This is a genomic window from Variovorax sp. UC74_104 (genome assembly GCF_044055375.1).
Classification (GTDB): Bacteria; Pseudomonadota; Gammaproteobacteria; order Burkholderiales; family Burkholderiaceae_C; genus Variovorax.
In genome coordinates, this window is sequence record NZ_CP171978.1 from 5,448,671 (window position 1) to 5,460,860 (window position 12,190).

General features: G+C 65.9%; 8 protein-coding genes. 4 read left to right on the top strand and 4 right to left on the bottom strand.

The window, feature by feature from the left end:
* Positions 1–3: 3 nt before the first annotated feature.
* On the top strand, positions 4–900 hold the full coding sequence (locus ACHMXA_RS25540; RefSeq protein ID WP_395316815.1) for an NAD(P)-dependent oxidoreductase: 897 nt from the start codon (positions 4–6) through the stop codon (positions 898–900).
* 742 nt (positions 901–1,642) lie between these two features.
* Here ACHMXA_RS25540 and ACHMXA_RS25545 read toward each other — a convergent pair.
* The 4 genes from ACHMXA_RS25545 to ACHMXA_RS25560 form a co-directional block, all read right to left on the bottom strand.
* On the bottom strand, positions 1,643–2,074 hold the full coding sequence (locus ACHMXA_RS25545) for an NIF family HAD-type phosphatase (RefSeq protein ID WP_395316816.1): 432 nt from the start codon (positions 2,072–2,074) through the stop codon (positions 1,643–1,645).
* Positions 2,075–2,122: 48 nt separating this feature from the next.
* Positions 2,123–2,854 (bottom strand): hypothetical protein, encoded by a 732-nt coding sequence (locus tag ACHMXA_RS25550; protein ID WP_395316817.1) that lies wholly within the window; start codon positions 2,852–2,854, stop codon positions 2,123–2,125.
* Between the two features lie 42 nt (positions 2,855–2,896).
* The gene (locus ACHMXA_RS25555) at positions 2,897–3,343 is read right to left on the bottom strand and encodes a hypothetical protein (protein ID WP_395316818.1); all 447 of its coding nucleotides are present in this window, start codon (positions 3,341–3,343) and stop codon (positions 2,897–2,899) included.
* Between the two features lie 1,090 nt (positions 3,344–4,433).
* Positions 4,434–5,321 (bottom strand): LysR family transcriptional regulator, encoded by an 888-nt coding sequence (locus ACHMXA_RS25560; RefSeq protein WP_126023502.1) that lies wholly within the window; start codon positions 5,319–5,321, stop codon positions 4,434–4,436.
* 269 nt (positions 5,322–5,590) lie between these two features.
* Between ACHMXA_RS25560 and ACHMXA_RS25565 the strand changes: the two genes are divergently transcribed.
* The 3 genes from ACHMXA_RS25565 to ACHMXA_RS25575 all read left to right on the top strand — a co-directional run bounded on the left by ACHMXA_RS25565 (position 5,591) and on the right by ACHMXA_RS25575 (position 12,081).
* Positions 5,591–9,151, top strand: coding sequence for an indolepyruvate ferredoxin oxidoreductase family protein (locus ACHMXA_RS25565; protein WP_395316819.1), 3,561 nt, complete (start codon positions 5,591–5,593; stop codon positions 9,149–9,151).
* A gap of 99 nt (positions 9,152–9,250) precedes the next feature.
* On the top strand, positions 9,251–11,458 hold the full coding sequence (locus tag ACHMXA_RS25570) for an ATP-binding protein (RefSeq protein ID WP_395316820.1): 2,208 nt from the start codon (positions 9,251–9,253) through the stop codon (positions 11,456–11,458).
* Entirely contained in the window at positions 11,455–12,081 is a 627-nt protein-coding gene (locus ACHMXA_RS25575; protein ID WP_176662810.1) for a response regulator transcription factor, read from the top strand. Before ACHMXA_RS25570 ends, ACHMXA_RS25575 begins: the two co-directional genes overlap by 4 nt.
* Positions 12,082–12,190: the final 109 nt, after the last annotated feature.

Here is a 12,190-nt window from a genome sequence, read left to right on the forward strand (position 1 = left end):
CACATGACAACCACCACTGAACAGCAGCAAGCGCCGCGCAAGGTCGGCCTCGTCGGCGTGGGCCTGATGGGCCACGGCATCGCCAGCAACATCGTCAAGCACGGCCACCAGCTCACCGTGCTGGAGCACGCGGGCAACCAGCCCATCGACGGCCTGCTGAAGGCCGGTGCCACCTCGGTGAAGGACGTGGCCGCACTGGCCTCGCAGGTCGACGTGCTGATCCTGTGCGTGACCGGCACGCCGCAGGTCGAGGCCGTGATGCTGGGCGACAACGGTGCGCTCACTACGCTGCGCCCCGGCACCGTGGTCATCGACTGCTCGACTGCAGTGCCCGCCTCCACCGCGAAGGTGGCCGAGGCTGTGGGCGCCAAGGGCGGCAAGTTCATCGACGCCCCCATGACCCGCACCGCGAAGGAAGCCGCCGAAGGCCGGCTGAACCTGCTGGTGGGCGGCGATGAAGAAGTGCTGGCGTCCTGCCTGCCGGTTTTGCGCTGCTTCGCCGAGAACATCACGCACGTGGGCGGCATCGGCGCCGGCCACGCGATGAAGCTGCTGCACAACTTCGTGTCGCTGGGCACCGTGGCGCTGCTGTGCGAGGCCGCGGCCTGCGCCGAGCGCGCCGGCGTGAAGCCCGACGTGTTCGTCGACGTGCTCGCCAAGGGCGGCGGCAACGGCGTGGCGCTGGAACGCGTCAAGCCCAAGCTGCTGACGGGCAGCACCGATTCGCTGAAGTTCTCGATGGCGAATGCGAAGAAGGACCTGGGGTACTACAACGACATGGCGGAGCAGTCGTCTTCGAGCCATGGCATCGCGCAGGCTGTGGATGCGCTGCTGACGCATGGGGTCGAGAAGTTCGGTGGAGACCGGATGGTGCTTGATCTGGTTGAGGCGTTGCGCTGATTCTTTGCTTTTTTCTCTGTGTGCCGCCGCTGTTGTTCGGGGCGCGTGCACAGGGCACCGGGTACTCCCCTCCGCGAATGTCCCCCGCCCTTCGGGCTCCTCCTTTATTTCGCTGCGGGGAGCACCCGGTACCCTGCGCACGGTGAGGGTGGCTGGGGCTTTGGTGGTGCGACCGCTGTGGCGGAGTCAGCTAAGGGCACCGCAGAACTACCGACGCGCCAACAGCCTCGAGGGCCTCAGCAACAGGCCTGAGTTCCACGTCCACCGGCCAGCCCGCTTTGATCCTGAATTTGCCGGTTTCTAGCGTTGCCTTGACTTCACTCGGGCTGCGGCCGCTGACTCGACGAATGATGCTGAACACCTTTGCTCGATTTTGGCCAACGGATGTCAGCCAAAGTTCCGGATCTGGGCAGGGGCCATGAGACAGAGGAATTTCGAAGGTTCCGTATTCCTGCTTCAAACAAGTCATGGCGTCACTCAAGGGCCTAGACGCCAAAGCTCTTGCTGCTGGCAGATGGGCAGGGCAAAACCATTCCATGGATCGAGGGTGCCCAGCCGCGCCTTCAGGCAGAGGCAAGTAATCGGAGAACTTTACGTATCCACCTCCGGCTTGGAAGTGCCACGACTCGCAGCGGCAATCCTTGTAGCAAAGGTGACAGTACTCAGACTTCACAGGGTTCTGTCCACGGTTGCTCGCAAAAGTTCGAAATTGGCAGATCCACGCTGCTGAATGCCCCAACATTCATCGAGCAATACGCGCGGCCAATGCGTTGAACACCTCGGCAAGACCACGGTCCTCCGAGCTATAGGGGTAGTCGAAGTGTTCAACTTGCAGCCACTGTGCTTCCTGGCCGGGATGAACGTACTTCTCGAAGTCGTCGACCAGCAATACCTGATGGGGATCTACGCCAGGGACAAATCGAAGGTCTTTCGTTTCGCCCTGCCAGTTGATGTACTCCATATCCGCAAACCAGGTGGGCGCGACCTTCTCATCCACCAATAGGCGAGCGATGTTTCGGAATCGCTCTTCCTTGACCGTAGTGAACATGACGATGCGGGGGAACAGCTCAGCGCAACGAGTCAGGAACTCAGCCAGGCCTGGCCGCGGTATCTGGCTCATCGCGTTTGAGATCAAGGTGCCTTCAAGATCGAGGGCAAGGACGTAGCTGTGCATGGACGGACTTGGATCGACTGTAGAAACGTCTAGTCTTGGCCGGAAGCGCTAAACATCAAGCGCTCGCTGCCTGCGAATCTGACGCTTCTGCTCTGCACTGGGCGACTTGAACGAGCCGGAAAGACGGCGCTGGAGAGACTTTATCGCGGCAGCTTTTGCACGTACAACACCAGCGTCGGCCACCGTCTGGGCCTGCGCCCATTCCAGTGACCCTTCGATAGGTGCCCCTCTTAACGCACACAGGCAAAGTGTCTGTTGAAATGGAGTGTTGGCGCCGGCGAACGTCTCGATCACCAAGTCTCTCAACTTCTCCCGCTGTTCGTGTGTCAGGACCAGCCCGTCGTCGAAGCTGGTCAAAGAGTTCAACGCGCTGAGCGCTTGCCAAAACGGATCGCCTGGCTCGTCCGAAAGGGGAGTGGTCGACAGGCAGTAGTCCAGCAGCACCGCAACACAAGGCTCGGTGCGGACTTCCGTAAGAACCGCGATGGCAAAGGTCGCGAGTGTCCGATCGGTCAGCAAACGCTGCAGCGAAGAAATGCCGCCCCGCCCGTAGGCAATGCAGGCCGCCGCCCAGCGCGCGAGCGGCGCTACTCTTTTGCCGTTTTCCAGCAAGCCGTCCTCATGCCAGCCGTGTTGCTTGCAGAGCCGTTCAATTTCGTCAGCGCCCTCAGCACCATATGCCAGCGAAAACCGAATCATGTCTTCCGGATTAACTGATCCACCGTAGGACAGTGGTGCGGGGCCTTTCGCGGCCTTGCGGGCAAGATCGTTGAACTTCATCTGATGTGCGTTTGATCGAGGCTAGCCACTTCTAGGGGCCTCTTAGCTTGCAGCACGGGCCATGGACCTGCGAATCGATTCCAAGAGCTCTTCCGTAGGCACTTCGACCGACGGACCGTCGGTGCGGAATTCTTCAAGCTTGCGCAGCAAGCTACCGACTCCTGATGGAGCGAAAGACCATCCTTCAACATCCGACCACCCTCGCGCAACTAGAAATCCCTCTTGGCGGCGAGTGCAGCGGAGCCAACCGGTGTATTGGTCCGAGAAGTCATATGGCAGGAAGGCGATCTCATCAACGTGCAACTCATTAAGAACTTCCAGCCATTGCTCCAACAGTCGCCAGAGCACTGCTCGAACCTTCGCCGCATCTTCGACCTCTGGCAGCAGGTAATCGTCTAGCGCCAGGTAATAGGAATCGCAAACCCAGTTTTTCCCTTCCCACTGCAGCACGATGTCGTTGTGCTGGGTTTCGTTGTCGATGAAATTCAAGCTCAAACTCATCCCCCCCTCCCATGCGAATCACAAAGATCGAAAGATCTATCTCGTCAAATATGCGTGCAGGTGCTGAGCGGCCGTTTCTGGCCGCACGCTGCCGCGTCTCCGAGCGACAGCCCTTGGTCGATAGTACCTATTCACTTTGCCAGAGCCAACAACAACCATCGCAAAGCAAATGATTGCGTTGCCTGTCGCCGCAGCGCACGCCTGACACCGAGGCTGCCCCTCTCAACAGAACCGAACTCCCGCTATCACGAAGACTTGAGCTTCCGCACACAAAGGACCTGTTCCCAGACGGGCCGCGACCTCGCGACCCGCAGACCAGCCCCTACCCGCCAGCCTCAGGCGCCCCACGCCGCGCCTTCTCGCTCATCTGAAACAACTCCCCCCGCCTTGCGAGCCATTTCAGCCGCAAGCCAGAGCAGGTTGTTCAATTGCCGAGGCCCATCCCCGCTGCACCAGTCGATCTCTTCCCCATGGCATACCCATAGGAGAGCCTCAAGCTGAGTGAGGGTGTTTTCAAGAAGATCCGCCGGGTCTTGGGCGGTTTCTGCGGAAGCTACCGGCGTAGTTGGCCGGGCTATAGTCTTGGTAGCCATTTTTGTGCTGTCCTTTAGAGGTTGGTGCACGAACTTGGTTAGACGGCTGGGGTGCTCGCTACACCTCGGCCGTCGCCTTTTGATACCTCGCATCTGCATCAGTGCTTTCGCACTGACAACCTGCCGCGAGGCAAGCAGCCTTCAAACATCTCGGTGGTGGCTTGGTGTGTGGGCCTTTCTGCTCCCCTTGTTGGGGTATCGAGTGACAGGGGCATTCACTCTAGAGAAGAACCAAGCAAAGTAGCCGCTCCTACGGCAGGAAGTCGCGGAGACTGCCAACAAATGCAGCTTCCGCGACACCCTGCGCGCAGACCTCACGAGCCCCGAGCCATATCAGCCCGAAGCGGCTCCAAAACGCTCACGCCGATGGGGTGCCTTGCGCAGCGAAATAAAGGAGGAGGCCGAAGGCCGGGGGACATTCGCGGAGCAAGGTACCCCGTCGGCGTGAGCGTCGCCCTGAATGAATCCAAACCCGATCAGGACCCTCAAGACATCCCGCGCGCCAGCAGGTGATCCACCAGCCGCCGCTGCGGAAAGCTCAGCGCTTCCTGCCGCGTGCACAGGTACATCCGCCGAGAGGCCCACGCATCCGTGAGATTGATGAAGCGCAGCTTCATCTCCTTGCGATAGGCCACTGCCGCGCCTTCGGGCAGGATGCCAACGCCCATGCCCGCTTCGATCATCCGGCACACGGCCTCGAAGCTCTTCACCCGCACGCGCAGGCGCAGCACCTTGCGCGCGCTCATCGCGGCGTCTTCCATGGTGCGGGAGATGGCGGAGTCGTCTTCCAGGCCGACGAAGTCGTAGTCGAGCAGTTCCTCGAAAGACACCTCGCGCCCGCGCCACGGATGCTTCTGCCGCACGATGGCCACGAGCCTGTCGGTGCGGTACGGAATGAAGTGCAGCGCCGGGTCGGCCGCCTCGCTGGTGATGACGCCGACGTCGGCCTGCCGGTCGCGAATCGCCTGCACGATGTAGACGCTGCGGTGCTCTTCGACGCTCACGCGGATCTCCGGGTAGCGCTGGCGGAAGCTCGCCACGTCGTCGGGCAGGAACTGGCCCATGGCCGATGCATTGGCATGCAGCCGCACGCGACCGGTGGCGCCCTGCGCGTAGTCCGAGAGATCGGCGCGCATGCGGTCGACGTCGCGCAGGATTTGCCGCGCATGCATGGCCAGCGACTCGCCGGCTCCCGTCGGCGTCACGCCCTTCGAGGTGCGGTTGAGCAGCACCACGCCCAGCTGCTCCTCGAGGATGGCGAGCCGGCGGCTGGCGGCCGACAGCACCATGTGGCTCTCGGCGGCGGCCTTCGACAGGCTGCCGTGCTCAATGGCGCGAAGGAAGAGCGCCAGCGAATCGAGGTCGGGTCTCATGGTGTGCGGGGGTGGGTCAGCAAGGCCGACATTGTCGGGCCGGCGGGAACCACCGCCTCTGCCGAAATACTTTCGGCGGATTGCACTCCCAAAAGACAGATCTTCCGGAATGAGCCGCTCTTTGCCAAAACGAAGAAGCACTTTCCGTGGACAAGGCGGAAGAATCGTTGCTGCCTCGGCGTCTACCCCGCCGAGGCATTCCGCGAGCCGGCCCTCTACCGGGGCCATGCCCGCATTCCGACGAGTCCTACCCGGAGTCTTTTTCAGTCATGGCATCCCCCGAACTGGCCAGCGTTGCGCTGGACGACAAATACACGGCCACCGAAGGCCGGATCTACCTCAGCGGCATCCAGGCACTGGTGCGCCTCATGCTCGTGCAGAAATGGCGCGACCAGAAGGCCGGGCTGAACACCGCGGGCTTTGTCTCGGGCTACCGCGGCTCGCCGCTCGGCGGCCTGGACGAGGCGCTGTGGAAGGCGCAGCCGCAGCTCGAGGCCAACGCGGTGAAGTTCCTGCCCGGCGTGAACGAGGAGCTCGCCGCCACCGCCGTCTGGGGCACGCAGCAGGTGCACCTGACGGGCGAATCCGCCGTCGATGGCGTCTTCGCGATGTGGTACGGCAAGGCCCCGGGCGTTGACCGCTGCGGCGACGTGTTCAAGCACATGAGCCACGCGGGCACCTCGCCCCACGGCGGAGTTCTGCTGGTGGCGGGCGACGACCACGGCGCGTCTTCTTCAACGCTGCCGAACCAGAGCGACCACCTGTTCGCCGCGTCGATGATCCCGATGCTCTATCCGCAGAGCGTGGAGGAGTACATCGAGCTCGGCCTGCACGGCTTCGCAATGTCGCGCTTCGCGGGCCTGCCGGTGGGCTTCAAGGCGCTGGCCGATACGGTCGAGTCCTCAGGCTCCATTCCGGCCAGCGTGCTCGACGTGCACACCCAGCTGCCTTCGGACTTCGTCTTCCCGCCCGGGGGCGTGCATGCGCGCCTGTCGACCGACACGCTCGGCGTGCAGGCGCGCAAGCAGGAAGCGCTGATGCAGGACTACAAGATCTACGCCGCCATCGCCTATGCACGCGCCAACCGCCTCAACCGCGTGACCATCGATTCGCCGAAAGCGCGACTTGGCATCGTGGCCTCGGGCAAGTCGTACCGCGACGTGCTCGAAGCGCTGGAGGAGCTTGGCATCGACGCCGACGAGGCCGCGCGCATCGGCATCCGGCTCTTCAAGGTGTCGATGCCATGGCCGCTGGAGCCCGATTCGATCCGCGAGTTCGCCGATGGGCTCGAAGAGATCCTGGTGGTGGAAGAGAAGCGCCAGATCGTCGAGTACCAGCTCAAGGAGCATCTCTACAACTGGCGCGAGGACGTGCGCCCGCGCGTGATCGGCAAGTTCGACGAGCAGGGCGAATGGGGGGCGCACCCGCGCGGCAAGTGGCTGCTGCCTGCCACGGCCGATTTCTCGGTGGCGCAGATCGCGCGCGTGATCGCGGGGCGCGTGGCGCGCTTCCACACCAGCGACCGCATCCGCATGCGGCTCGCGATTCTCGACGCGAAGGACGTGGTGCTGGGCAAGGCCGTGGCCACGCCCTCGCGGCCGGCCTGGTACTGCTCGGGCTGCCCGCACAACACCTCTACCAAGGTGCCCGAAGGCAGCCTCGCGCTCGCGGGCATCGGCTGCCATGTGATGGCCACCGCCATCTACCCCGAGCACAACCGCACGACCACGCACATGGGCGGCGAAGGTGCGCCTTGGCTGGGGCAGGCGTGGTTCTCCAAGCGCAGGCACGTGTTCGCGAACCTGGGCGACGGCACCTACTACCACTCGGGCTCCCTCGCCATCCGCGCGGCCGTGGCGGCGGGCGTGAACATCACCTACAAGATCCTCTACAACGATGCAGTGGCGATGACCGGCGGCCAGCCGGTGGACGGCCCCATCACCGTGCCGCGCATCGCGCACCAGATGGCGGCCGAGGGCGTGAAGCGCCTCGCGCTGGTGGCCGAAGACCCGTCGCGCTGGGCAGACCGCAGCGTGCTGCCGCCCGATCGAGACGGCTTCATGCTCACTGTGCACCACCGCGACAGCATGGACGCGGTGCAGCGCGAGCTGCGCGAGTTCGAGGGCGTCTCGGTGCTGATCTACGACCAGGTGTGCGCCGCCGAGAAGCGCCGCCGCCGCAAGAAGGGCGAGTTTCCGCAGGCCGCGCGGCGCGTGTTCATCAACGACGCGGTGTGCGAAGGCTGCGGCGACTGCGGCGAGCAGTCGAACTGCACCGCCCTGCTGCCCAAGCAGACCGAACTGGGCCTGAAGCGCGCGGTGGACCAGAGCGCCTGCAATGCCGACGAGTCGTGCATCAAGGGCTTCTGCCCGAGCTTCGTGACGGTCGAAGGCGTGAAGCCGCGCAGGCAGGCGCCGGTGGCCGCCAAGGCCGCGGCCGAAGAAGCGCCGCTGCCCGAGCCGAAGCAGCTTGCGCTCGAAGGCATGCACAACATACTGATCACCGGCATCGGCGGCACGGGCGTCATCACCATCGGCGCGCTGATCGGCATGGCGGCGCACCTCGAAGGCAAGGGCGTGAGCGTGCTCGACATGACGGGCATGTCGCAGAAGAACGGCTCGGTGACATCGCATGTGCGCATCGCGCGCGACGCAGCGCAGCTGAAGGCGCAGCGCATTCCCACGGGCGAGGCCGACCTGATCCTAGGCTGCGACATTCTCACGGCCGGCGCGCTTGACGCCATCGCGCGCATGCGGCCGGGCCGCACCTATGCGCTGGTCAACACCTTCGAGCAGCCCACGGGCCATTTCGCGCAGCAGCCCGACTGGCAGTTCCCGGCGGCGCAGGTGCGCGCGCTCATCGAGGAATCGGTGGAAGGCCGCGCCGACTTCGTCGACGCGACGCACCTGGCCACGCGGCTCATGGGCGACGCCATCGCGGCCAACCTGTTCCTGCTGGGCTTCGCCTTCCAGAAGGGCTGTGTGCCGCTGTCAGCCGAAGCGCTGGACAAGGCCATCGAGATCAACGGCGTGGCAGTGAAGGCGAACCAGGCCGCGTTCCACTGGGGCCGCAAGGCGGCGCTCGACCTCGCAGCGGTGACGCGCGAAGCTTCGCCGCAGAAGGTCGTCGCGCTGCAGCGGCCGCAGAGCCTGGAGGCGCTGGTGAAGAGCCGCGCCGAGTTCCTCGTGTCGTACCAGAACGCCGCGTATGCGCAGCGCTATGCCGAGCTGGTGGAGCGCGTGCGCGCGGTCGAGCAGCGCGCACGCGGCAGCGACGTGCTGGCGAAGGCCGTCGCCTCGGGCCTCTTCAAACTCATGGCCTACAAGGACGAGTACGAGGTTGCGCGCCTATACACCGACCGGCGCTTCATGGAAAAGCTGGGAGAGCAGTTCGAGGGCAAGCCGGTACTGCGCTTCCACCTGGCGCCGCCGGTGCTGGGCCGCCGCGACGCCGAAGGCCGCGTGCTGAAGACCAGCTTCGGGCCGTGGATGATGGGCGCATTTCGCATCCTCGCCGGTTTGCGCGGCCTGCGCGGCACCGCCTTCGACGTGTTCGGCCGCACCGCCGAGCGGCGCATGGAGCGACAGCTCATCGAGGACTATCGCACGATGGTGGAGGACGTGATCGCGCGCTTCGACGCGATCGACTTCGACACCGCCCTGTCGCTGGCGCGGCTGCCGGAGCAGATCCGCGGCTTCGGGCACGTGAAGGAAGAGAGCGTGGTGTCGGTGCGGGTGCGGTGGGCGGCGCTCGCGAAGCAGCTCGACGCGCGACCGGCGCAGCGGAGCACGCCACACACGACGACGCAGGTGCAGCCGGTGGCGGCCTGAGCGGACTGATCGGGGCAGGAGGCTCGAAGGGGCCGCCGGGCCCGTGCGGGAGGATCAAGGCAAAATCCTCCTCCCGCCGCCGGTCGGCCCCGCCCTTCCATGCCGCCCACCTCCCTGTCCACCCCCGTTCCCGCCCCGACGCACACGGCGTCGGCGCCCTCCCCGGCCCGCCAGCGCCGCCGGCATCGCGCCGTGGCCGCGTGGGTGGCCGCATGCGCGGTGGCGCTGCTGCTGATCGGCCTGGCCGGCCAGTGGGCTGCACGCCGCGAGGCGAACTTTCAGGCCGATTCGATCCGGCGCGCGATGGAAGTGCACGTGCTCGGCCTGCGCGATGCCGCCGGCAAGTACAACTACCTGCCCTTCACCACCGGGCTGCATCCGCTCGTGCTGGCCGCGCTGGACCATCCGCGCGACCAGGCGGCCAAGCAGCGCGCCAACCTCTATATCGAGGGCGTGAACCGCCGCGCCGGCTCCGACGCGCTCTATCTGATCGACATGCAGGGCGTCACGCTCGCGGCCAGCAACTGGGCGACGCCGCAGAGCTTCGTCGGCCAGTCCTACGCCAACCGGCCCTACTTCATCGACGCGCGCGAGGGACGCAACGGCCTGTTCTACGGCGTGGGCCAGACGACCGGCGAGCCAGGGCTCTTCATCTCCTCGCCGGTTCGCGGTGCCGACGGCGACGTGCGCGGCGTGATCACGGTCAAGGTGAGCCTGCGCCAGGTGCAGGAGACGTGGACCTTCGTGCGCGACCCCATCCTGCTAACCGACGCGCGCGGCGTCGTGTTCCTGAGCTCGGTGCCGTCGTGGATGTACCAGTCCACGCGCCCCCTGGCCGCCGCGGAGCTCGAGGGCATGCGGCGCGACCAGCAGTACGGCACGCGCACCAGCTTCCAGGCGGTGCCGTGGAAGGTGGAGCGCGACGAAGGCGCGCACAGCTACCTGGTGCGCGCCAGCGTCGGCGGCCGGCCTCGCCAGTTCCTCGCGGTGGACGAGCGCCTGCCCGACCTGGGCTGGACGCTGACCGTGATGGCCGACCATGCCGACGTGGACGTCGCGCGCGAGCGCGCCTGGATGCTGGGCCTGCTGTGCGCCGTGGTGCTGCTGCTGGCCGGCCTCTACTGGCAGTTGCGCGAGCGCCGCTTCGCCGAGCAGCGCGACGCGCGCCGCGACCTGGAGCTGCGCGTGCGCGAGCGCACCCACGAGCTCGACGAGGCCCACGCCTTTCGCAAGGCGATGGAAGATTCGCTGCTGGTGGGCATGCGTGCCCGCGACCTCGAAGGCCGCATCATCTACGTCAACCCGGCCTTCTGCGAGATGACCGGCTACGACGCCGACGAGCTGCTGGGCAAGCTGCCGCCCTATCCCTACTGGCACCCGAACGACGTGACGCAGCACTGGCGCCACTACGACGCCATGATGAGCGGCCAGCCCGTGCGCTCGGGCTTCGAGTCGCGCCTGCGGCACCGCGACGGGCACGAGGTCATCACCATGGTCTACACCGCCGCGCTGATCGACGCCGACGGCAAGCACGCCGGCTGGATGAGCTCGGTGGTGGACATCACCGAGCAGAAGCGCGCGGAGCTGCGCCAGCGCCAGAACGACGAGCAGCTGCAGCACGCCCAGCGCCTGGCCAGCCTGGGCGAGATGGCCTCCACGCTGGCGCATGAACTCAACCAGCCGCTGATGGCGCTGAGCAACTTCGCGAGCGCCGCCAAGGCCTTCGCCCAGCAGGGCAACCAGCAGCTGCTGGTGAGCAGCCTCGACGAAGCCATGATGCAGGCCCAGCGCAGCGCCGAGATCGTTCGGCGCATTCGCGGCTTCGTGCGCCAGCGCACCGTGGGCACGGAAGATTGCTCGGTGGCCGCGCTGGCCGGCAACGCCATCGCGCTGCTGCAGGGCGAGATCCGCATGCGCCAGGCACGTGCCGAGCTGCGCATTCCGCAGGGGCTGCCCGACGTGCGCGGCGACCGCGTGCTGCTCGAGCAGGTGCTGCTCAACCTGCTGTCGAACAGCCTGCACGCCATGCAGACCGTGCCGCCGGAGCAGCGGGTCGTGGAGGTCGAGGCCGGGCTGGAAGGAGGCCGCATGCACATCCACGTGGCCGACCGCGGCCCGGGCATCGACCCGGCAGTGGCCGACCAGGTGTTCTCGCCCTTCTTCACCACCAAGACCGGCGGGCTGGGCCTGGGCCTCAATATCTGCCGCACCATCGTCGAGGCGCACCGGGGAAGCCTGTCGTTCGCCGACCGGCCCGGCGATGGCACAGTCTTCACGCTCGAGCTGGAAATATCGCCTCCGCCATGACCAACAACACCGCCGCTGCCGCCAACAACCTGTGCATCGTGGACGACGACGAGGCCGTGCGCCGCTCGCTGGGCCTGCTGCTGCTGTCGCGCGGCTATGCGGTGCAGACTTTTGCATCGGGCGAGGCGTTTCTCGAAGGCACCGACCTGCAGCGCGCCGGCTGCGTGATCCTGGACCTGCGCCTGGGCGGCATGAGCGGCCTGCAGGTGTTCGACGCGCTGCGCGCGCAGGACAGCCCGCTGGTGGTGATCTTCCTCTCAGGCCACGGAGACATTCCCGTGGCCGTGGAGGCCGTGCAGAACGGCGCCTTCGGCTGGCTCGAGAAACCCTGCAACGACGAGCGCCTGCTCGACACCATCGCCCGCGCCCTGCAGCAGGCCGGCGAGATCGCCACCCGCCGCCAGGCCCGCCAGGCCGCGCAGGCACTGTGGGACAAGCTCACCCCGCGCGAGATGCAGGTCGCCCGCCTTGTGGCCGAAGGCAAGCCCAACAAGCAGATCGCGCAGGAACTCGCGCCGCTGGAACAGCGCACGGTGGAAACGCACCGGGCGCACGTGTTCGCGAAGCTGGGGCTGGCGAACAGCCATCAGCTGGATCGGTTTCTGCGGGAGCATGGGTTGTAGCCTGCCGGGCGCCCCGATATAGGGTTTACCCTTGCGTACCGATACGTAGACCGCCAACGGCCGGTTACGGACGACAGCGCTGCACGGGCGGGACAGACTCGCCGCAACG